This is a genomic window from Streptomyces chilikensis, from assembly GCF_001642695.1.
Classification (GTDB): Bacteria; Actinomycetota; Actinomycetes; order Streptomycetales; family Streptomycetaceae; genus Streptomyces; species Streptomyces chilikensis.
In genome coordinates this window covers 1,364,926-1,386,681 of sequence record NZ_LWCC02000005.1, presented here as the reverse complement: position 1 = coordinate 1,386,681, position 21,756 = coordinate 1,364,926, and the positions used below count along the sequence as shown (strand labels likewise).

18 protein-coding genes, 2 tRNA genes and 1 pseudogene are annotated in these 21,756 nt (G+C 71.7%); 14 read left to right on the top strand and 7 right to left on the bottom strand.

The genetic code is table 11. From position 1 onward, the window contains the following. Window positions 1–10 precede the first annotated feature (10 nt). Window positions 11–1,675, bottom strand: a complete 1,665-nt coding sequence (locus tag A2U95_RS06160; RefSeq protein ID WP_166021207.1) for a serine/threonine-protein kinase — start codon at window positions 1,673–1,675, stop codon at window positions 11–13. 286 nt (window positions 1,676–1,961) lie between these two features. Further along, window positions 1,962–2,948: a helix-turn-helix domain-containing protein gene (locus A2U95_RS33540; protein ID WP_166021206.1), complete on the bottom strand. Its 987-nt coding sequence runs from the start codon at window positions 2,946–2,948 to the stop codon at window positions 1,962–1,964. A 472-nt stretch (window positions 2,949–3,420) separates the two neighbouring features. Here A2U95_RS33540 and A2U95_RS06150 point away from each other — a divergent pair. Then, a tRNA-Met gene (locus A2U95_RS06150) sits at window positions 3,421–3,497 on the top strand. 189 nt (window positions 3,498–3,686) lie between these two features. Here A2U95_RS06150 and A2U95_RS06145 read toward each other — a convergent pair. Continuing rightward, the gene (locus A2U95_RS06145) at window positions 3,687–3,887 is read right to left on the bottom strand and encodes a DUF397 domain-containing protein (RefSeq protein WP_166021205.1); all 201 of its coding nucleotides are present in this window, start codon (window positions 3,885–3,887) and stop codon (window positions 3,687–3,689) included. Beyond that, window positions 3,884–4,729, bottom strand: coding sequence for a helix-turn-helix domain-containing protein (locus A2U95_RS06140; protein ID WP_166021204.1), 846 nt, complete (start codon window positions 4,727–4,729; stop codon window positions 3,884–3,886). Before A2U95_RS06140 ends, A2U95_RS06145 begins: the two co-directional genes overlap by 4 nt. A gap of 122 nt (window positions 4,730–4,851) precedes the next feature. Here A2U95_RS06140 and A2U95_RS06135 point away from each other — a divergent pair, with 122 nt between their 5' ends. After that, window positions 4,852–5,316, top strand: coding sequence for an ATP-binding protein (locus tag A2U95_RS06135; protein ID WP_166021203.1), 465 nt, complete (start codon window positions 4,852–4,854; stop codon window positions 5,314–5,316). Window positions 5,317–5,360: 44 nt separating this feature from the next. Here the strand turns inward: A2U95_RS06135 and A2U95_RS06130 are convergent, their stop codons facing one another. Then, a complete protein-coding gene (locus A2U95_RS06130) occupies window positions 5,361–5,558 on the bottom strand; it encodes a hypothetical protein (RefSeq protein WP_166021202.1) in 198 nt (65 codons plus the stop codon). Between the two features lie 6 nt (window positions 5,559–5,564). On the opposite strand from A2U95_RS06130, the gene A2U95_RS06125 reads away from it, so the two are divergent. After that, on the top strand, window positions 5,565–8,057 hold the full coding sequence (locus tag A2U95_RS06125; RefSeq protein WP_166021201.1) for a DUF4132 domain-containing protein: 2,493 nt from the start codon (window positions 5,565–5,567) through the stop codon (window positions 8,055–8,057). Continuing rightward, complete coding sequence (locus A2U95_RS06120) at window positions 8,057–8,449, top strand: hypothetical protein (RefSeq protein WP_166021200.1); 393 nt, start codon at window positions 8,057–8,059, stop codon at window positions 8,447–8,449. Before A2U95_RS06125 ends, A2U95_RS06120 begins: the two co-directional genes overlap by 1 nt. 64 nt (window positions 8,450–8,513) lie before the next feature. Here A2U95_RS06120 and A2U95_RS32480 read toward each other — a convergent pair. Beyond that, window positions 8,514–8,627 (bottom strand): annotated as a pseudogene (locus A2U95_RS32480) (CopG family transcriptional regulator); the annotation flags it as partial. 582 nt (window positions 8,628–9,209) lie between these two features. On the opposite strand from A2U95_RS32480, the gene A2U95_RS06110 reads away from it, so the two are divergent. Further along, window positions 9,210–9,833 (top strand): hypothetical protein, encoded by a 624-nt coding sequence (locus A2U95_RS06110; protein ID WP_166021199.1) that lies wholly within the window; start codon window positions 9,210–9,212, stop codon window positions 9,831–9,833. Window positions 9,834–10,154: 321 nt separating this feature from the next. Here A2U95_RS06110 and A2U95_RS06105 read toward each other — a convergent pair. Beyond that, window positions 10,155–10,226: transfer RNA gene (locus A2U95_RS06105), tRNA-Arg, on the bottom strand. A gap of 112 nt (window positions 10,227–10,338) precedes the next feature. Here A2U95_RS06105 and A2U95_RS06100 point away from each other — a divergent pair. The 9 genes from A2U95_RS06100 (at window position 10,339) to rpmE (ending at window position 21,674) form a co-directional block, all read left to right on the top strand. Further along, window positions 10,339–10,815: a response regulator transcription factor gene (locus tag A2U95_RS06100; protein WP_166021198.1), complete on the top strand. Its 477-nt coding sequence runs from the start codon at window positions 10,339–10,341 to the stop codon at window positions 10,813–10,815. 97 nt (window positions 10,816–10,912) lie between these two features. Further along, entirely contained in the window at window positions 10,913–12,013 is a 1,101-nt protein-coding gene (gene nrtL, locus A2U95_RS06095) for an ArgS-related anticodon-binding protein NrtL (protein ID WP_166021197.1), read from the top strand. A gap of 53 nt (window positions 12,014–12,066) precedes the next feature. Beyond that, window positions 12,067–13,458 carry a diaminopimelate decarboxylase gene (gene lysA / locus A2U95_RS06090; RefSeq protein ID WP_166021196.1) on the top strand — a complete coding sequence of 464 codons (1,392 nt, stop codon included), beginning with the start codon at window positions 12,067–12,069 and terminating at the stop codon, window positions 13,456–13,458. Between the two features lie 192 nt (window positions 13,459–13,650). After that, a complete protein-coding gene (locus A2U95_RS06085) occupies window positions 13,651–14,943 on the top strand; it encodes a homoserine dehydrogenase (protein ID WP_166021195.1) in 1,293 nt (430 codons plus the stop codon). A gap of 8 nt (window positions 14,944–14,951) precedes the next feature. Continuing rightward, the gene (thrC, locus tag A2U95_RS06080; protein WP_166021194.1) at window positions 14,952–16,019 is read left to right on the top strand and encodes a threonine synthase; all 1,068 of its coding nucleotides are present in this window, start codon (window positions 14,952–14,954) and stop codon (window positions 16,017–16,019) included. A 340-nt stretch (window positions 16,020–16,359) separates the two neighbouring features. Beyond that, on the top strand, window positions 16,360–17,283 hold the full coding sequence (gene thrB / locus A2U95_RS06075) for a homoserine kinase (protein WP_166021193.1): 924 nt from the start codon (window positions 16,360–16,362) through the stop codon (window positions 17,281–17,283). Between the two features lie 471 nt (window positions 17,284–17,754). Further along, entirely contained in the window at window positions 17,755–19,818 is a 2,064-nt protein-coding gene (gene rho / locus A2U95_RS06070) for a transcription termination factor Rho (protein ID WP_166021192.1), read from the top strand. Between the two features lie 286 nt (window positions 19,819–20,104). Next, window positions 20,105–21,292, top strand: a complete 1,188-nt coding sequence (locus A2U95_RS06065) for an LCP family protein (RefSeq protein WP_166021191.1) — start codon at window positions 20,105–20,107, stop codon at window positions 21,290–21,292. A gap of 157 nt (window positions 21,293–21,449) precedes the next feature. Further along, window positions 21,450–21,674, top strand: coding sequence for a 50S ribosomal protein L31 (gene rpmE / locus A2U95_RS06060; RefSeq protein WP_166021190.1), 225 nt, complete (start codon window positions 21,450–21,452; stop codon window positions 21,672–21,674). The last annotated feature ends 82 nt before the right edge of the window (window positions 21,675–21,756 follow it).

The following is a 21,756-nucleotide window of genomic DNA, read 5'->3' as shown; positions in this document are numbered from 1 at the left end:
ACCCCCGCAGCTAGGCCGCGTTCCGCCAGACCGTCATCTCTCCCCTGAGGAAGGCGACCTCGGGCATCGCGGTCGACTTCGTCTGGATCACCAGCAGGCCGATGTTCCCGTCGGAGTCCTTGACGCAGATCTCACTGCCGTTCGCCGACCCCGCCAGGGGGAGGGTGTGGGCCTTCGTGTGCGCGAGCAGGAAACGGCACGTGTCGAAGGTGCCGTCGCCGGGCCCGCCCGCGACCTGGATGAACACGGCGGTGTCGCTCTTCAGCTCACAGCCGACCTCCTCGCAGCCGAAGCGGATCTCCCCCTTGCCGTTCTTCAACTGCTCGTGCGGGTCCTTCAGGTTCACCGAGTTCTTCGCGTCCACCCACACCGAGGGGTACGGGGTGGCGACGGGCTCCTCGGGCGTCGCGGGGGAGGAGGGCCGCGAGCCCTCGGACGTGCCGTCGCCGGCCGCCTCCCGGGCGGACGAGTCCGAGGCGCCCGACGAGGACCCCGCCTCCGAACCCGACGAGGAGGCCGACGACCGCCCGGTCGGGCCCGCGGCGGACTTCGTGGAGTCGGCCGCGCCCAGGCGGCCGAGCCCGCCCTGCACGTCGCCGATCTTCCAGGCCAGCGCCGTCACCAGCAGTGCCCCGCCCGCCACGCCGACGGCCGTGATCAGCGCCGTGCGCCGCCTGCGGGCCTTCCGCTCCTCCGGCGTCGGCTGCCGCCAGCCGGCCGGCGGCTGCCAGTGGTCGGCCGACGGCCGGGGGGCCACCACGGTCGGTGCCGGCACCGGAGCCGGCACCGCGACCTCCGGCCCGGTGATGTCCCGCCACACGGCCGGAGCCCCGCCCCCGTCGGCGTCCGCCCCCAGCCGCTGCTGGCACCACTCCACGACCTCCGCCGGAGTGGGCCGCTCCGCCGGGTCGGCGGCCAGGCACCGGGCCAGCAGCGGCCGCAACGGCTCCGGCAGCAGCGACAGGTCCGGTTCGGAGTGCACGATCCGGTACAGCACGTTGATGGCCGAACCCTCGCCGTACAGGGGCCGGCCCAGCGCCGCGAACGCCGCCGTCTGCCCGAGCGCGAAGACGTCGGTGGCCGCCGTGACCTCGTCGCCGACCGCCTGCTCCGGGGCCATGAAGGAGGGCGTGCCGATGGCGCCGCCCGTGGCCGTGTACGCGGTTCCGTCGGCGGCCAGCGCGATGCCGAAGTCGATCACCCGGGGCCCGTCGGCGGCCAGCAGCACGTTCGACGGCTTCAGGTCCCGGTGCACGATGCCCGCCCCGTGGACGGCCTGCAGCGCCTCGGCCACCCCCGCCATCAGCCACAGCACCGCCGGCACCGGCAGCGGCCCGCGCCGGGCCACCGCCTCCGTCAGGGACGGCCCCGGCACGTACAGCGTGGCCAGCCACGGCGGCACACCGTCCGCGTCCGCGTCGATCAGCTCGGCGGTGTACGCGCCCCGGACCCGCCGGGCCGCCTTGATCTCCCGGCCGAACCGCCGCCTGAAGTCCGGGTCGTCCGCCAGCTCCCGCCGTACGACCTTGAGCGCCACCGGCCGTCCGCCCTGCGTGTGCGACAGGTAGACCACGCCCATGCCGCCCGCGCCGAGCCGCGCGGCGATCCGATACCCCGCCACCTCGGCCGGATCATCCGCCTGCAGCGGCCGGAAGACCTCCGTCACCTGGCTCATCGACCCATTCCTCCCCCGACCGCCCGCTCGCGCCGGCCAGAACGGCAGTCTAGAACTCGATCATGCGTCCGACGGTCTCCCGGGTGACCCCGCGGGACTCCCGGAGACGGCGAGCGCCTGCTGCCCGGCTCCGGCGCGGGCCGGAACGAAGGCGCGGGAAGAAGCGCGGGCAAGCAGGCACACCGCACACAACCGTGAGGTCCCGGTCTGCCCGGTGCCGGACGTCAGGCGCCGCGCTCCTCAGGCGCCGGACACGGATCCAGCCCCGCCAGGGAACCGATCGTCCCTATGCGACGGCCGCCAACCCCGCGTTCACGCCGGCACACTCCCGGCACCGCTGCGGGTCGGGCCCGCGATAACCGCGGTCGCACTCCTCGCAGTTCCGCAGCGGATGCCGCACCGGTGGCGATTCCAGGGCCGCGGCAGCGGACGGACGCAGCGGTGGCGGCGCCGGCAGGTCCACGCGCAGCCGGTACGCGACGAACGCCGCGGGCCACCGCGGCCCGCCCTCCGGCAGCCCCGTGAACAGGGCCCGGCGGATCTCCCCGGAAGCGACCTCACGCTCCAGCCAGGCCACCACCCCGGGCGTGAGGTGCTCGACCTCGCACGCGGTGAACCGCAGCTCGGGCACGTACCTCCGCAGCCCCGTGAGCAACTCGACGGCCCGCTCCTCCAACTCCGGCCGCGAAAACGTCGGTTGTGGCACGGACGGCAACGGCTTGCGCTTCTTGCGCTCGCGCCGCGGCTGTGCCGACACGACCTTCGACGCCGTCTCCGGGGCGGCCTCCGGCTGCTCGACAACCGGCTGCGGCAAGGCAGAACCGGCCTCGGAGGACGCCGCGCACGAGGACGTCACCACAGCCGAGCCGACACCGACATCGCTCTCGGCATCGGCATCGACAACGGTATGAGCAGCTGAGGTGGCCCAGTCCTGCGCCACCGCCCCCTCACGCGTCTCCACCACCGCACGACGGGCAGCAGCATCCGGCTTGTTGCAGTACACGGTTCGCGTGACGATCCGCCCACCCGCGATGCGGACCTTCTCCCGCCGCAGGTAGCCGTGTTCCTCCAGCTCCCTCAACGCTGCCGCGATCCGCACCGCGCCCTCACGCCGATGGCTGACCAAGGCCTTGATGCCGATGGGCGTCCCGGACGGCAGGGACTGGACGTACACGGCCAGCCCGATCGCCGTGAGCGACAGATCATCGTGCTGCGCCAAGTGATTGCCCACGACGGTGAAGTGCGTCGTGTGGCGGTGCATCTCGTGGACCACACCGCCGCCTCGGGCGGCGTCACGCACCCGCCCAGTAAGATGCATTGCACCCATCAGGAAGCCTCTTCTTCCTCGGTGGTCAGACCCTCGCCCGGGATGCCCGTCCCGGCGGGGGTCGTCTCATGTCTGCGGTTGTCTGCGCCGAGAGTAGCCCCGCGAATCACCCAACCCCGCCCGATCTGAGGCATATTCACTCACCCGTGTGAGCGCCGGCCACCGCCCCGCCCGACCGCGACGGGGAGGCGGGGAGGGGCTTGGCAGGCGTTTCTTTCCCCCAGTTCTTTGATCTTGGAGCGTCCCGACTTCCCGGAACTCAGGGACCCACGCCCCGGTGCCCCAAGCCCTTGAAACCCGCCCCCAAGCCCCACCCCTCCCGGGCCTCGACCGCCCTGCCCTGCCCCCTTCGACACCGCAATCCGCCATAACCGATTCGCCATTCCCCCGCCCATGCCGTACGGTCAAGACACAACGACGCGGGGTGGAGCAGCTCGGTAGCTCGCTGGGCTCATAACCCAGAGGTCGCAGGTTCAAATCCTGTCCCCGCTACCAAACACTGTGGGCCGAGATCCTCTTTGGATCTCGGCCCACAGTTCTTGTGCCCGAACAGACCTGTCCGGGTCCCTGCCTGTTGGTCGTCTCCGACCCCGGGCGCCACCAACACCTGTGCGATGCCGCCGAGACGGCTCTGCACAGTCAGACCAGGTGTAGGGCATGGCTGACCGGCGAGTCGCGTTTCGGTCAGTCCTGGCGTGCCAGGCCGAGGAAGGCGGACCATGCGTGGGGGCGCACGGTGAGAGTGCCGTGGGCCGGAGCCTTGGAGTCACGGATGCGGATGATGGCGGGAGTGGGGGCGACCTCAACGCACTCGCCGCCCTCGCCGCCGCTGTAGCTGCTCTTGAACCATGTGAGGGGCTGGACATGGGACTGCTCGGTGTTCATAGCTCTCCTTGCAGCAACTTCTCGATGTGGCGCAGCGATTGGGCAGGCGACAGCGCCTGGGCTCGCAGGATTCCATACCGCACCGCCATCATGCGTACGGTTTCGCGGTCGGTGATGACTTGGCCGCTGCCCTGGCTCTCGACGTAGGCGACCTGCTCCCCGCCCGCCGGCGTCATCAACGTGAACGGGCCGTCCGCACCGGCGTGATCCTCGCTTCGGGTGAGCATGACCTGGATCTCCACACTGGGGTTCTCGCCCATGAGCCGAAGGTGCTCCAGCTGCTCACGAAGCACGCCGACGCCACCGTAGGGCCGCTGCAGCACGGACTCCTCGATCAAGAAGCTGAGCGTTGGTGCCGGCAACCGCTCGAAAATCTTGTGCCGTGCCATGCGCGCGGTGACCATCTGCTCGATCTCGGCTTCACTGCGACGAGGACGGCGAACAGTGAACATGGTCCGCGCATACCCTTCCGTCTGCAGAAGCCCCGGGATCGCGAGCGCCGCATACGCGTGGAACTCAACGGCCTCCTCCTCGATCCGCGCAGCGTCACGGAAGAAGGCGGGATACCGCGTCAACGCCACCGGCCGCTTCATCGCCAGCAACATGCCCCCGGCGTCGAGTAGTTGATCCAGCTGGTCGATCGTGTCGGGCCGTGCAATCCGCCGCCCCTGCTCGATCGCCGCGATCTGCGCCTCGCTGTACCCGAGGAGCTGCCCCAGTGCGGCCTGGGTATGACCGGCCCGCTCCCGCAGGATCTTGATCTGCCTGCCGAACGACCGCAGCAGCTCGTCGGCCGGGTCCTCGCTCCGTCGCGCGACGGTCTGCTCCGGGATCTGCGTCATCGTGTTCTCCCCGTTTCCCGCCCACCAGCACCCCGACAGGCCACCCCACGCGGTGGCACAGTCACGCTGTGTATGGGTGTCGACGCTGGTCACGGTACGCACGCCGGACCACGCTCAAGGCCATGACGACAGAAACGCACCCATCCGGGGAGACCCATCGACCGCTGCAGCCCGTCCGGGAGTTCCGCATGGCGTTCACCTCGACACCGCGCGGCGCCCGCCTGGCCCGCCGACTCGCCTCCCAGCGGCTCGACGCCTGGGGCCACCCCTACGAATCCGACCTGAACACCACGGTGACCCTGATCGTCGCCGAGCTCGCCGCGAACGCGGTGACGCACGGCCGCGTGCCCGGCCGCGACTTCAGACTGTGCCTGTGGCTCGACCAAGCCGCGGGGCTCGTACGAGTGGAAGTGACGGACACTCGGGGCGACCGCATGCCGCCGGAGTCACCCTCGTTGCCGGCCGAACGGGACGCGGAGTCGGGCCGCGGCCTCTGCCTGGTCTCAGCGCTGGCGAGCCGCTGGGCGGTGGTACCGCGTACGGACGGGGGACCGGGCAAAACGCTACGCGCTGAGGTCGACATCTGATGGTGAAGGATCCGGCGACGCGGAGTGGACCGTCATCCGGCAGGTCAGCCCTGGGTGACTTCCTCCGGCACTTCCTCGCCGAGGAGCGCCAGGTGGACCACCGTGATGTCCCGGCCCTCAAGCCCGGTGGCCCGAAACGAACACCGGGAGCGCCCTGATACGGCATCGCGGATCATCGGCCGGGTGCCGGTCGGATCGTCATCCGGGTTCACCGTCGGATTGTCAGTGCCTCCTGCCAGCATCCCGCCATGCTGTACGACGACTCGGCGGCGGCCGCACGCCACAGGAACGACCCGCTCGACGGCGTGGGACCGGCGGACGGGCACGCTGCCGACCCGACGGACCTCGCAGCCCTGCTGACGCGCGCGCTCACCGACCCCGACTTCACCACGGAGGGCCAGGACAGGCACCCGGACCTGACGCGTCTCTCCGACGAGCAGCTCGGCAGCCTGGTCGTCACGGCCTACGCGGCACCCATGCCCGCCACCCCGCACGCCACGGCGATCCGTCACACGATCGAGAACGCGGCCGCGGAGCGACAGCCGTCCTACACGCCCGACGCGTGCCGCCGGTTGTTCGAAGCGCTCGTCGAGAAGTGCGGGACACGCGGCTGGGCCGACCTCACCCTGGGCCTGAGCGCGCTGGAACACTGCGCGGGCCCGCTGCCCGACGTGTCCGAACAAGCCCGTGAGCTGGTCGAACTCTGCCTGGGGAAGGAAACCGTGCGCCAGCCGTACGCACTGCTCGCGATCGCCCGGATCGCCGGCCAGGTGACACTGCGCGCGGCCGTGCGGCGTCTCTCCCGCGACGTGGGGTCCATCGTCGCCGACGAGATGGCCGTCATCGCCGGCCTGCCCCGCGCCGAACAGACCCTGCTGTCCGGCACCGACCGGAACGACAAGTTCACCTCGGCACCCCTGGACGCGTGGCGCAGGTCGGCCGACAACCCCGCCTACGTGGCGTTCGCCCGCCGTGCGCTGGAAGCGGCTGCCGACCGCACCGACGCGATCGCCGCGGGCGAGATCCCCTACCAGGCGGACAAGGCGTTCACGGACCGGGAGATCATCTCGCTCGGGAACGCCCTGAGGGTGGCACTGCTCCGCGACGAGCCGTGGCTGCCGGAGCTGTTCGACCGCCTGCTGCCCGGCGTCGCCCTCGCCCCGACGGCGTCGGCGAAGACCCTCCCCTCCCAGGCCCTCCTGTACGAGGTGGTCCGCGCCGCGCAGGAGTTCCCGACGCCCGAACTGGCGACCGCGATCCGCACCGTGCGCCGGACCGTCCGGCACGCCGGGGTGCCCAAGCAGCTCGACAAGATGCTCAAGAAGGTGGACGCGGCCCTGGCCGAGCGCACCGAGGTGGCACTGCGACTGCCGAGGCTCGGCTTCGAGACCGTGACCGACAGCGGCTCCACCCTCAGCGGCTCCACCGCGGGCGGCGTCCTGCGCCGGCCGGCCGGTGACCACCAGGCCGTCGTCACGGTCGCCGAGACCGCCACGCTGACCTGGGAGAAGGACGGCCGCCCGCTCCGCAGCCTCCCCGCAGCGGTGCGCCGCGAACACCCCGCCCTGGTCACGGAGCTGCGCGACCTGGTGAAACGCGTGAACGCCCACCTCGCGACGCTCACCCGCGCGCTGGAGGGCGGCTTCACCGTCGACGCCACCCACCCCTACCGCTGGTGGCGCGCCGAACTCGTGGAACACCCCCTCGCCCGGACCCTCGTCCGCAGGCTGATCTGGGAGGTCGAGGCCACCCCCGGCGAGTGGCGGGCCGTGCTCCCCGAGACGGACGGGCCCGACGCCTCCGACGCCCTGGACGACTTGGACGCCCTCGACGTAGCCGACGACGCCCGCGTACGCCTGTGGCACCCGCTCCGCTCCGACCCCGACAGCGTGCGGGCCTGGCGGGACCTGCTCACCGAGCGGCACATCCGGCAACCCTTCAAGCAGGCGTTCCGCGAGGTCTACCGCCTCACCCCGGCCGAGGAGCAGACCCGCGTCTACTCCAACCGCTTCGCCGCGCACCTCGTCCACTACCGCCGGATGTTCGCCCTGTTCCGGGCCCGGGGATGGAAGAGCGACCTGCTAGGCCCCTGGGACGGCGGCGACGACGCCCACGCCGAGCGGACCCTCGCGGCGGGGGAGTGGCGGGTCCGCTTCTTCCACACCTGGGCCGACCAGGCGGGCGACGACGAACTCGCCTCGACCGACCAGGTCCGCTTCCACCGCCGGGTGGACGGCACCTGGAGCGAGACGCCGCTCACCGACGTCCCGCCGCTGCTCTTCAGCGAGGCGATGCGCGACGTGGACCTCTTCGTCGGCGTGACCTCGATCGCCGCCGACCCCGACTGGACCGACGGTGGCCCCCCGCGGACCTACTGGGAACGGGCCTCCTTCGCCGAACTGACCGAGAGCGCCGAGGCACGCCGCGACGCCCTGCAACGCATCCTGCCCCGCCTGAAGATCGCCGACCGGTGCACCCTCGCCGGCCGCTTCCTCGTCGTCCGCGGCGACCTACGCACCTACAAGATCCACATGGGCTCGGCCAACATCCTCATGGAACCGGACGACAGCTACCTCTGCATCGTCCCGGCGGCCGGCCCGGCGACCAGGAGCACCAACCAGCTCTTCCTCCCCTTCGAGGACGACCGGCTGTCCCTCATCCTCAGCAAGGCCTTCCTGCTCGCCGCCGACACCAAGATCACCGATCCGTCCATCCTCACGCAGATCGAGCGAGGCGCCTGATGGCCACCGTGACCTTCCGGGACGAGACCGCGACCGGCAGGCCGGTCACCGCATGGCAGGTCACCGGCCTGCCGGAGCGGATGACCGTACGCGAGCTGATCACCCTCCGGATCCGCGAGGAGGTCACCCGCCACAACGCCCGCCCCAGCGACCGCTTCACCGGCCTCGTCCGCCCCGACGACGCCGAGACGGAACCCGGCGGCCACCGCCTCCGCGAACCCCGCCGCATCGACTGGCAACGCCAGGCCGAGATCGCCGAACGCGCCTTCCTCGCCAACGGCTTCTTCGTCCTGGCCGGCGACCGCCAGGTGGACCACCTCGACGAAGTCGTGGACCTCACCACCGACCCGGACCTGATCTTCATCAAGCTCGTGGCCCTCGCGGGCGGCTGAACACGGCACGGTTTCCGACCCGGGGGCCCGTCAGGTGGCGGCAGCAGCGCCGGGTGCCCCGGAGAGCGACGGCGGCGGTGACGCAGGCGGACAGGCCGGAGGGGCCGCTACGGGTGGGGGCGGCCTCGGCGATGTCCCGGGGCATCGTGATCGAGTACTTCCGGGTGGGATCGCTCATGCCCTCCATGCCACCAGAGGGAGGGTGCCGCCGTGTCTGCCTGGTCGCGCGTCTGCGTATAGGTGACGGCTGAAAAGCGGTGCCGGCGCGGAAAGGGAGCTGCAACCCATTTCGAAGCGTTGCTGACACCCCCTGCTCGCCTTCCGGCTGTACGGCCTGCGTAACTCGGCGTTCCCGACGTGACCGAACACCGGCGTCGATCTGGCGAAGGTCGCCGAAGAAGATGCAGGCAACAATGTGGAGGCCCTGCTGTGCCGCTACGCCGAACCGCATCCCGGGGGAACCTCAGGGGAACTTCGGGCCCGTCATGGACAGGCGGACCCCGGCCCCGTGGAGGCCTGCCCACGCGGATGCGTTGCACGAGACCGGCCGGGCGGTGATGGAACGCGTCCCGCCGGTCTTCCGGAAGACCTGAGGCGGCCGGGGATCGCCTCGTCGCGATCCACCCGGCTGGACTCACGCGGCAGGAGGTGGATCGGAGGGCAGCAATGACGGCAACCGGACGGTCAACCGCAGACACCGGCTGCCTCCGGTTCCGCGCCACAGCGCAACTGTCGCCGAGGCCGGAGCGTCCTCCCTGTCATGACCGAAGTCCGTGCCCGACGCAATAGGGCTTTGTCGCCGGCGACCTTCACCACGGTGGTGATCGGGGGTCTGGTCCTCGCTGCCGTGGCTGCTTGGGGCAGCCTCTTGCTGGTCGTCCAGGGGCGGGTGATCCCCGGCTGGGGCGTGAGTGCGGCTCTCCTCGTCGCGGTGCTCGTTTTCCGGTGGGCATTCACCCGAAGGAGGCGCAGGGATGGCACTTCGCCGCTCGGGCTCCCGCGGAAGCAAGCCGAGTGGGCCCGGCGGACGAGCGCTCTGCTGATCGTCACGGCAGTGCTCGGCACCGTCTTGGAAGCAACCGCCGACCTGTTGGTCTCCGCGGAGTACCACGTGCTGCACCCGGAGGGCCCGGAGGGCTGCACGGCCGTGGTCCGTGAGACATCCTTCCTCGTGATCGGCGACGGCGAGGTGTTCGCGGTGGGACGCACCGGTCTGGCTTTTGGCACGGCCGGATCCTGGACCGTCGATGACGGTTACCGGCCTGTCGAAGAGGGTGCGTACGAACTGGACTGGGGAGAGGAAACCGGTGCCCTACGGATCATCGGCACGATCACCGATCCGGTCGTCAGATCGGACATGGACGGTATCGACTGCTGGTGGTAGGAGCGCGCAAGCTGGCTGAGCGACAGCACGGAGCAGCAAGGCGCAACACCGAGCTGTTCACGGCTCAGACGTCGGCGGGTAGGACACGGAATGTGGCGAATCCCCGCGTGAAGGGCTTGATGGCCCGGAAGTCCCGCTGGTCCAGCGCGAAGAGTCGGAGAGCAGGTTGATCATTTGCCCAACACGGCGCATGACCGACACGTCATGGACGTGCGACCAGTGCGCAGCAACGACAAAGGGCGGAACCCAGTGGGACTGGGTTCCGCCCTTCATGCTTGGCACTCGCAGGTCAGGCGGATGATCGCCATGAGATCTGCTGCGTGCCCCCGGCAGGATTCGAACCTGCGCACACGGCTCCGGAGGCCGTTGCTCTATCCCCTGAGCTACGGGGGCGTGTCGTCCGCGTTCGCGTTCGTCGCGGTGACGGGTAGAACACTACCAGCTCATCGCGGGTGGTCGTGCACGGGTTTCACCGGGGTGGCCGGCGCGGGCCCGGAGGCACTCCGTGTCCTGTCCGGTACGGGCGGAAGTGCGGAAAACCGGGACGGGGAGTGCACGCCGTGCCTACTCTCTAGTTGTGGCGGGCGCTTCCGGCCGGATCCTTGTCGTGGACGACAGTGAGGCGATCCGGCAGCTGATCAGGGTCAATCTCGAGCTGGAAGGGTTCGAGGTGGTGACCGCGGCCGATGGTGCCGAGTGTCTTGAAGTGATCCATCAGGTGCGGCCGGACGTCGTGACGCTGGACGTCGTGATGCCGCGGCTCGACGGGCTCGGGACGGCGGCGCGGCTGAGATCGGACCCGGGGACGCGTGATGTGCCTCTCGCCATAGTCAGCGCCTGCAGCCGCCCCGAGGTGGAGGCCGGGCTGGACGTGGGGGTGGACGCGTTCGTGGCCAAGCCGTTCGAGCCGGCCGAACTCGTCGGTGTCGTGCGGGCGTTGATGAAACGGGTGCGGGGCGCCTCGTCAAGCGGCGGAAACTGAGACGTGCGCGATCAAAAGGGACACGCGCTGTCCGGATGGCGGGACCCCGCCGAATCGGGTCGACCTACCCCGCCCCGGCTCCCCTAATCTGGTCCCCGTGACCCCCGTCGAGCTCTCGCACACCGTGCTTCACGCGGTGCGTTCCGCCGTGGACGAGGGCGAGCTGGCGGTGGCCGTGCCCGAGACCGTCAAGGTCGCCCCGCCCGGCCCCGGGGGCTGCGGGGACTACGCCACCAACGTCGCGCTGCGGCTCGCGCAGCCCGCCGGGCGGCCCGCCGCGGAGGTGGCGGAGGTGCTGCGCGCCCGGCTGCTGCGGGCGGGCGGGGTGCGGGACGTCGCCGTCACCGGGCCCGGGTTCCTCAACATCAGCCTGGCCGGGGACGCCGACGCGGCCCTGGTGCGGCGCATCAGGGACGAGGGGATGCGGTACGGCCACGGGGACGCCCTCGCCGGCCGGACGGTCACCCTGCGCGTCCCCCGCGAGATCCGCGCCGAAGTCGTCGCCGAGGTCACGGCGCGGCTGATCGGGGCCCAGGGCGGCCGGGCGTGCGTGACGCAGGTGGCGCACGGCGAGTCCGCCGACATCCGCCCCGTCCCCGCCCCCGGCGACCCCGCCCCCCTCGGCCCGGCCGCCGCCCGCTGGGCGCTGCTGCACCCGGCTCCGCACGACCGGCCGAGCCTCGGCGGTGAGCACCTGGCGCAGCGGGAGGACAACCCCCTGTTCCGCGTCCGGTACGCGCACGCCCGTGCCCGCGCCGCCGCCCGCAACGCCGCGCAGCTCGGTTTCACCGCCGAGCCGGGCCCCATGGACACCGTTGCGGAGACCCCGGCGGGCCCCATGGACACCGTTGCAGGCATCCCGGCGGGCCCCACGGACACCGTTGCGGACACCCCGGCGGATACCCCGGCGAACGCCGCGACCGCCGCGACCGCTCCCGCACTCCTCCGCGCCCTCGCCGACCACCCCCGCGTCCTCGCCCAGGCCGCGCGGGCGCACGCCCCGGACCGGCTGGCCCGGCACCTGGTGACCGTCGCCGACGCCACGCTGGAGTTCCTGACGCACGCCGCGGTGCTGCCGACGGGGGAGGAGAAACCCTCGGCCGCCCACCGCGCCCGGCTCGCGCTCGCCGAAGCCGCCGGGACGGTGCTGGCCGGTGGCCTCACCCTGCTCGGCATCGACGCACCCGAACACCTCTGACCGGGCGAGACCGAAACCGGCCGGAGCCGAAGAGAGACGCAGAGACACAGACGATGAGCCGTTCCGCACACCCCGCCGGACCCCGTCACGCCGACGTCCTCCCCGAGGGCCACTACACCGCCCCGCCCGCCGACCTGAACGCCCTCGACCCCAAGGTGTGGGCGGGCTCGGTGACCCGTGACGCGGACGGCGCCGTCCGCGTGGGCGGGGTCGACGTCCGCGAGATCGCCCGGGAGCACGGCACCCCCGCCTACGTGATGGACGAGGACGACTTCCGGGCCCGCGCCCGCGCCTGGCGGGAGGCGTTCGGCGAGGGCGCCGACGTGTACTACGCAGGCAAGGCGTTCCTGTCGAAGGCCGTGGTGCGCTGGCTGCACGAGGAGGGACTGAACCTCGACGTCTGCTCCGCCGGGGAGCTGGCCACCGCGCTGGCGGCGGGGATGCCCGCCGAGCGGATCGCGTACCACGGCAACAACAAGTCGCTCGCCGAGATCGAGCGGGCGGTGACCGTCGGGGTCGGGCACATCGTGCTCGACTCGTTCCAGGAGATCGTGCGGGTCGCCCACGTCGCGCAGTCGCACGGGGTGCGGCAGAAGGTGCTGATCCGCGTCACGGTCGGCGTCGAGGCGCACACCCACGAGTTCATCGCCACCGCGCACGAGGACCAGAAGTTCGGCATCCCGCTGGCCGGCGGGCAGGCCGCCGAGGCGGTGCGCCGGGCGCTGCAGCTGGACGGGCTGGAGCTGGCCGGCATCCACAGCCACATCGGGTCGCAGATCTTCGACATGGCCGGGTTCGAGGTCGCCGCGCGGCGCGTGGTCGGGCTGCTGGCCGAGATCCGCGACGAGCACGGCGTCGAGCTGCCCGAGATCGACCTGGGCGGCGGTCTGGGCATCGCCTACACGAGCGAGGACGACCCGCAGGGGCCGCACGAGATCGCCAAGTCGCTCGGCGAGATCGTGGGCCGGGAGTGCGAGGGCGCCGGGCTGGCGGTGCCGCGGATCTCCGTGGAGCCGGGGCGGGCGATCGTCGGGCCCACCGCCTTCACGCTGTACGAGGTGGGGACGCTGAAGCCGCTGGACGGGCTGCGGACGTACGTGTCCGTGGACGGCGGGATGTCGGACAACATCCGCACCGCGCTCTACGACGCCGAGTACTCCGTCGCCCTCGTCTCCCGCGCCAGCGACGCCGGGCCGATGCTCGCCCGCGTGGTCGGCAAGCACTGCGAGAGCGGTGACATCGTGGTCAGGGACGCCTTCCTGCCGGCCGACCTCGCGCCCGGCGACCTGATCGCGGTGCCGGCCACCGGCGCCTACTGCCGCTCCATGGCGAGCAACTACAACCACGTGACGCGCCCGCCGGTGCTCGCCGTCAAGGACGGCGGGACCCGGGTGATCGTCCGCCGTGAGACGGAGGAGGACCTGCTCCGCCTCGACGTCGGATGACGTCGGGCGGCGCCGGGGGCGTCGGATGACGTCGGGTGGCGTCGGGTGAAGTGAGGACGTCCGGCGGAAAAGCCGCTGGGGACCGGGCTGGATCCCGGAAACATGGGTCTCAGGATCCGGACGAATGGAAGATTTTTCCGTCCGGTGCCTGAGACTGGACAACCGTTGACCGGTATGAGGAAACGAGGTCGGATGATGCGTACGCGTCCGCTGAAGGTGGCGCTGCTGGGCTGTGGAGTGGTCGGCTCAGAGGTGGCGCGCATCATGACGACGCACGCGGCCGACCTCGCCGCGCGGATCGGCGCGCCGGTGGAGCTGGCCGGTGTCGCCGTCCGCCGTCCGGACCGGGTGCGGGCCGGGATCGACCCCTCGCTGATCACCACCGACGCCACCGCCCTGGTCAAACGGGGCGACATCGACGTCGTGGTCGAGGTGATCGGCGGGATCGAGCCGGCCCGGACGCTGATCACGACGGCGTTCCAGCACGGCGCGTCCGTCGTGTCGGCCAACAAGGCCCTGATCGCGCAGGACGGCGCGGCGCTGCACGCGGCGGCCGAGGAGCAGGGCCGGGACCTGTACTACGAGGCCGCCGTGGCCGGCGCCATCCCGCTGATCCGCCCGCTGCGCGAGTCGATGGCCGGTGACAAGGTCAACCGGGTGCTCGGCATCGTCAACGGCACGACGAACTTCATCCTCGACAAGATGGACACCACGGGCGCCGGGTACCAGGAGGCGCTGGACGAGGCGACCGCGCTGGGGTACGCCGAGGCCGATCCGACGGCCGACGTGGAGGGCTTCGACGCGGCGGCCAAGGCCGCGATCCTGTCCGGCATCGCCTTCCACTCGCGGGTCCTCCTCGATGACGTGTACCGCGAGGGCATGACCGAGGTGACCGCGGCGGACTTCGCCTCCGCCAAGGAGATGGGCTGCACCATCAAGCTGCTCGCCATCTGCGAGCGGGCCGCGGACGGCGGCTCGGTCACCGCGCGGGTGCACCCCGCGATGATTCCGCTCACCCACCCGCTCGCCTCGGTGCGCGGCGCCTACAACGCGGTGTTCGTGGAGTCCGAGGCGGCCGGGCAGCTGATGTTCTACGGGCCGGGCGCGGGCGGTTCGCCCACCGCGTCGGCCGTGCTGGGCGACCTGGTGGCGGTGTGCCGCAACCGGCTGGCCGGGGCCACCGGTCCCGGTGACTCGGCGTACGCGGCGCTTCCGGTGTCGCCGATGGGCGAGGTGGTCACGCGGTACCACATCAGCCTGGACGTCGCCGACAAGCCGGGCGTGCTCGCCCAGGTCGCCACTGTCTTTGCCGAGCACGGGGTGTCGATCGACACCGTGCGCCAGCAGGGCAAGGACGGCGAGGCATCGCTCGTCGTCGTCACCCATCGTGCGTCCGACGCCTCGCTCAGCGGGGTCGTCGAGGCGTTGCGCGGCCTGGACACCGTCCGGGGCGTCGCCAGCATCATGCGGGTCGAAGGAGAGTAGGCGGAGTCATGACTCAGACTCACCAGTGGCGCGGAATCATCGAGGAGTACCGGGACCGGCTTCCGGTCTCCGACACGACGGAGGTCGTGACGCTCCGCGAGGGCGGTACGCCGCTCGTGCCCGCGCAGGTGCTCTCCGAGCGCACCGGCTGCGAGGTGCACCTCAAGGTCGAGGGCGCGAACCCGACCGGTTCGTTCAAGGACCGCGGGATGACGATGGCGATCACGCGGGCGAAGGAGGAGGGCGCGAAGGCGGTCATCTGCGCGTCCACCGGCAACACCTCCGCCTCGGCGGCCGCGTACGCGGTGCGGGCCGGGATGGTGTGCGCGGTGCTGGTGCCGCAGGGCAAGATCGCGCTGGGCAAGATGGGCCAGGCGCTGGTGCACGGCGCGAAGATCCTGCAGGTCGACGGCAACTTCGACGACTGCCTCACGCTGGCCCGGTCGCTGTCCGACAACTACCCGGTGGCGCTGGTCAATTCGGTGAACCCGGTGCGGATCGAGGGGCAGAAGACCGCTGCCTTCGAGATCGTCGACATGCTGGGCGACGCGCCCGACGTGCACGTGCTGCCGGTGGGCAACGCGGGCAACATCACGGCGTACTGGAAGGGCTACCGGGAGTACGCCGGGGACGGCCTCGCGACGCGCACGCCGCGCATGTGGGGCTTCCAGGCGTCCGGCAGCGCGCCGCTGGTGCGCGGCGAGGTCGTCAAGGACCCGCAGACCATCGCCACGGCGATCCGGATCGGCAACCCCGCGTCCTGGGAGTACGCCGAGGCGGCGCGGGACGACTCGGGCGGCCTGATCGACGAGGTGACGGACCGTGAGATCCTGCGGGCGTACCGGCTGCTGGCCTCGCAGGAGGGCGTGTTCGTCGAGCCGGCGTCGGCGGCGTCGGTGGCGGGCCTGCTGAAGGCGACGGAGGCGGGGCTGGTCGACCCGGGCCAGCGGATCGTCTGCACCGTCACGGGCAACGGGCTCAAGGACCCCGACTGGGCGGTCATGGGCGCGCCGACCCGCCCGGAGGTCGTCCCGGTGGACGCCGCGGCGGCGGCGGAGCGGCTCGGCCTTGCCTGAGGCGCCCGGCCGCGGAGGCGGTGGGCACCGGGGCGGAGGAGCGCGTCGCGCGTTCCCCCGCCCCGTGTCCGTTCCGCGCCCGTCCCCGGCGGGAATTGGCGCGAACCGACACGCACTTCGGCGTGAACGGACACGTACCGTGGCGCGAACCGGCGGGCACCGTGGCGTGAACCGACACGCACCGTGCGCCTCCCGTGCGCCCTATGTCGCCGGAGAAGCATCCTTCGATAGTCTGTACTGAACCGGCCCGCCGCATATGCCGTGCCCGGTTCCGACGCGTTCGCGTCCTGCGAAGTCCCGCGTCTCCCCGTGTCCTGCAGTCAAGGAGAGTCATCCAGCGATGGCCGGTCCCGCCTTCCGAGCCGCCGCCGTCCGCGTGCGCGTGCCCGCAACCAGCGCCAATCTCGGACCGGGGTTCGACGCCCTGGGCCTTTCGCTGGGGCTCTACGACGACGTCGTCGTCCGCGTGGCCGACTCGGGGCTGCACATCGACATCGCCGGTGAGGGCAGCGACAACCTGCCGCGCGACGAGAAGCACCTGCTGGTGCGCTCGATGCGTGCCGCGTTCGACGCGCTCGGCGGACAGCCCCGAGGGCTGGAAATCGTCTGCGCCAACCGCATTCCGCACGGCCGCGGCCTCGGTTCCTCCTCCGCCGCGATCTGCGCCGGGATCGTCGCCGCCCGCGCGGTGACGATAGGCGGCGAGAACCGGCTCGACGACACCGCGCTGCTGGAACTCGCGACCGAGATCGAGGGCCACCCCGACAACGTCGCCGCCTGTCTGCTCGGTGGATTCACCCTCGCCTGGATGGAGGGCGGCGTCGGCCGCGCCGTCCGCAGCGAGCCCGCGGATTCCATCGTTCCGGTGGTTTTCGTTCCCGGAAAACCGGTACTGACCGAGACCGCGCGCGGCCTGCTCCCGCGCAACGTCCCCCATGTCGACGCCGCCGCCAACGCCGGCCGTGCCGCGCTGCTCGTCGAGGCCCTCACCCGGCGCCCCGAGCTGCTGATGCCGGCCACCGAGGACCGCCTCCACCAGGAATACCGCGCCCCGGCGATGCCGGAGAGCGCGGCCCTGGTGGAGCGTCTGCGCGCCGACGGAATTCCCGCCGTGATCTCCGGCGCGGGCCCCACCGTGCTGGCGCTGGCCGACGAGGAGACGGCCCTGAAGGTGGAGATGTCGGCGGGGGACGGCTGGGCCGCCAACCGGCTGGGCCTGGATCTGTCGGGCGCGAGCGTGCTGCCGCTCGCGGCCGCCGCATGAACGGCCGTGTTCCCGGATAAGCAGTGACCGGGGACGCGTATGAGCGCGCATTCAGGCGATTGCCGGATGTGGAGAGGGGGAATGTTTGTGGGATCCGGTAGTGTTAATGTCAAGTCCGCACCCGACCACCCGAGCGTGGCGAGGTGCTTCACGTCCCCGTCCGGGACAGACATTCTTCCGGGAGTCTCCCAAGCCGCACTGTGTTTCGTACGGTACGTAGTACGCGGGCAGCAACCCGTACGCGAATGCTGAGCAGCTCCCAGGGCACGCTCCGGAACCGGTGCGCCCGAGCCACGTGACACGAATTTCGTCGTCGCCGTCGCGGGGAGCGCCACCAATCACCATTTGTTTCCTCCGCCGATGTGGCGGACCACCGCCCCGGACCGGTCCTTTCGATCAGGACCGATTCCGGACAGCACAACCGGTCGCCGAGCCAGACAGGCCGACGCCCGCTCCAGGGAAGGACCCTTCGTGAGCGACACCACCGATCTGATGGGCGCACGTGTCGACGAGACCGCTGCCGCGCCCGCCACGGACGCCTCCACGCCTGCCAGCGGTGCCGGCTCGCGGCGGCGTCGCGGTACCGGCCTCGAGGGCATGGTGCTGGCCGAACTGCAGCAGGTCGCCTCCGGCCTCGGCATCAGGGGCACGGCGCGGATGCGCAAGAGCCAGCTGATCGAGGTCATCAAGGAGGCCCAGGCCTCCGCGGGCGCACCCGCCAAGGCGGCCGCGTCCGGGGCCGACGGCGAGGCGAAGCCCAAGCGCCGCACCACGTCGCGCACCCGTACGGGTGAGGAGTCGGCCGCCGAGAAGGCGCAGATCCCCGGCCAGCCGTCGCCCAAGGCCGAGCAGGCCGTGAAGGCCGAGGCCGGGCAGGAGACGAAGAGCGACGAGCAGCCGGCCGAGCGCCGCCGCCGTCGCGCCACCGCCGAGGCGGGCAGCCCCGAGACCGTCACCGCGGAGGCCAAGGGCGAGACCCAGGCCGCCGACAGGGGCGAGCGTGGCAGAAGTGACAGTGCCAAGAGCGACGCGCGCGGTGACAAGAGCGACGTGAAGACCGAAACCAAGCAGGACACCGGCGACCGCACGCAGGGCGAGCGGAGCGACTCCGCCGACGCCGAGGGCCGTTCGGGCCGCACCCGTGACCGGGAACGCGGCCGGGACCGCGACCGCAGCCGTGACCGCGGCGACCGCCGCAAGGGCGACGACCAGCAGGGCGGCGGCCAGGGCGGCCGGCAGAGCCAGCAGGGCGGCGGCGCCCAGGGCCGTGACCGCGACCGTCAGCAGCAGGACGACGACGACTTCGAGGGCGGCCGCCGCGGCCGCCGTGGCCGCTACCGCGACCGCCGTGGCCGCCGCGGCCGCGACGAGGTCGCCGAGCCGCAGGTCGCCGACGACGACGTGCTGATCCCCGTCGCGGGCATCCTCGACATCCTCGACAACTACGCGTTCATCCGGACCTCCGGCTACCTGCCGGGCCCGAACGACGTCTACGTCTCCCTCGCCCAGGTCCGCAAGAACGGCCTGCGCAAGGGCGACCACGTCACCGGCGCGGTCCGCCAGCCCAAGGAGGGCGAGCGCCGCGAGAAGTTCAACGCGCTGGTCCGCCTCGACTCCGTCAACGGCATGGCGCCCGAACACGGCCGCGGCCGCCCGGAGTTCAACAAGCTGACGCCGCTGTACCCGCAGGACCGGCTCCGCCTGGAGACCGACCCGGGCGTGCTGACCACGCGGATCATCGACCTCGTGTCGCCGATCGGCAAGGGCCAGCGCGGTCTGATCGTGGCCCCGCCGAAGACCGGCAAGACCATGATCATGCAGGCGGTCGCCAACGCGATCACCCGCAACAACCCCGAGTGCCACCTGATGGTCGTCCTGGTCGACGAGCGTCCGGAGGAGGTCACCGACATGCAGCGGTCGGTCAAGGGCGAGGTCATCTCCTCGACCTTCGACCGCCCGGCCGAGGACCACACGACCGTCGCCGAGCTCGCCATCGAGCGCGCCAAGCGCCTGGTCGAGCTGGGCCACGACGTGGTCGTCCTGCTGGACTCGATCACCCGACTGGGCCGCGCCTACAACCTGGCCGCCCCGGCCTCCGGGCGCATCCTGTCCGGTGGTGTCGACTCCACGGCGCTGTACCCGCCCAAGCGCTTCTTCGGCGCCGCGCGCAACATCGAGGACGGCGGCTCGCTGACCATCCTCGCCACCGCGCTGGTGGACACCGGGTCCCGCATGGACGAGGTGATCTTCGAGGAGTTCAAGGGCACCGGCAACATGGAGCTCAAGCTCGACCGGAAGCTCGCCGACAAGCGCATCTTCCCGGCCGTCGACGTCGACGCCTCCGGCACCCGCAAGGAGGAGATCCTGCTGGGCGCCGAGGAGCTGGCGATCGTCTGGAAGCTGCGGCGCGTGCTGCACGCGCTGGACCAGCAGCAGGCCATCGAGCTGCTCCTCGACAAGATGAAGCAGTCGAAGTCCAACGCCGAGTTCCTGATGATGATCCAGAAGAACACGCCGAACCCCAGCGGCGACTGACGGTCGCACCGGCACCACGGCACCCGGAGGGCCGCCCCGCGCACTGCGCGGGGCGGCCCTCCGCCGTGTGCGCCGGGAGGGCGGCGGGAGAGCTTCCCCACAGGCGGCAGGCCGCCGGTGATCGCGGGGACGGCGCGGAAAGACGCTGGTCGGAGGCGGTGCGGGCGGGTCCCCGGCGGGCCGGCCGGTGGCCGCTCCGGCACGGAGCGCAAACCCCCCATGTGCGAATCTTTCGGCTTCACCCGGTAGGGGTACACCGTCCAACCGAGAGGCCCAGAGGATTCAGATGTCAGCCGAGAGCACGCCGCCGCCCGGCATACCGGAGGAGAACCCCGGCACGCCCGGCCCCGAGCGCGCGAGAACGCGCGGCGGGGGCGGGGGACGCCGCCGCAGGCCCCGCACGCCCCGGCAGAGGGCGCTGCGCGCCGCCGCCTGGAGCGCGGCGGGCGTCGTGGCCCTCGGCGGCGCGGGACTCGGCTACCTGTACACGCGGCTCGACGGCAACATCGCGAGCATCGACATCGACCACATGCTCGGCTCCGCGCGCCCCGCGAACACCGACGACGGGTCGCAGGACGTCCTGGTGCTCGGTTCCGACAGCCGCTCCGGAGGCAGCAACAAGCGGCTCGGCGGCGGCGCCGGGGAAGCGGGCGCCCGCGCGGACACCGCGATGCTGGTCCACGTCCACAAGGGCCGCACCTCCGCGAGCGTGGTGTCCATACCGCGCGACACGCTGGTCGACCGGCCGTCCTGCGTCGACCGGTCCGGGCAGCGGAAGCCGGCCGAGAAGGACGTCATGTTCAACTCGGCGTACTCCACCGGAGGAGCGGCCTGCACGGTGAAGACCGTGGAGGCGATGAGCGGCGTCCGCGTCGACCACTTCGTCGAGGTCGACTTCACGGGCTTCAGGCGGATGGTCGACGCGCTGGGCGGCGTCGAGGTCACCACCCGGGAGAGGATCTCCGACCCGGAGAGCCGCCTCAGGCTCGACGCCGGCACCCACCGGCTGAGCGGCACCCAGGCGCTGGGCCTGGTCCGCACCCGGCACGGGGTCGGCGACGGTTCCGACCTCGGGCGGATCCAGCTGCAGCAGGCGTTCCTCAAGGCGCTGGCCGAACAGGTCAAGGAGGTCGGCGTGCTGTCCCACCCGAAGCGGCTGTACGACCTCGCCGACACCGCGACCAGGTCGGTCACCACCGACGAGGACCTCGGCAGCGTCACGGCGCTCGCCTCCTTCGCGGGCGGGCTGAAGGACATCGGGCCGTCGAAGCTGACGATGACGACGCTGCCGGTCGACTACGACCCCGACGCCCCGAACCGGGTCCTGCTCGACGAGGACAAGGCCGCGCTGGTCTGGTCGGCGCTGCGGCACGACAAGGCGATTCCGGCCAAGGCCAAGGGATCCGCCACGGGCCACGCCGACGAGGTCGTCGGCTCCCCGTCGCGCTCCGCGGCCTCCCGCGCCGCCTCCTGAGACCCGGGCGGGCCGGGGAGCACCCGGGGAATAGAACGGTCCCGGACCCGGTTTTGGGGGATGCGGCCAGTGCTGGCAGACTGGTACGTCGGCTCCGGTTCACGCTCCCGCATCCCGCGGCGGCGACCCGGCGCCCTCCCGGAACCTAGGAGACACCTTGAAGCGCGACATCCACCCCGAGTACGTCGAGACGCAGGTCAGCTGCACCTGTGGCGCGTCGTTCACGACTCGCAGCACCATCTCCTCCGGCGCCATCCGCGCCGAGGTCTGCTCCGAGTGCCACCCGTTCTACACGGGCAAGCAGAAGATCCTCGACACCGGTGGCCGCGTGGCCCGCTTCGAGGCCCGCTTCGGCAAGGCGGCTGCCGGCTCGAAGAAGTAGCGAGCCACCGCGCCGGTCCTCGGCCGCCCCACGCGGGCGGCCGGGACCGGCGTTTTTGGTCGCCCGCCTTCGCAGCCATGCA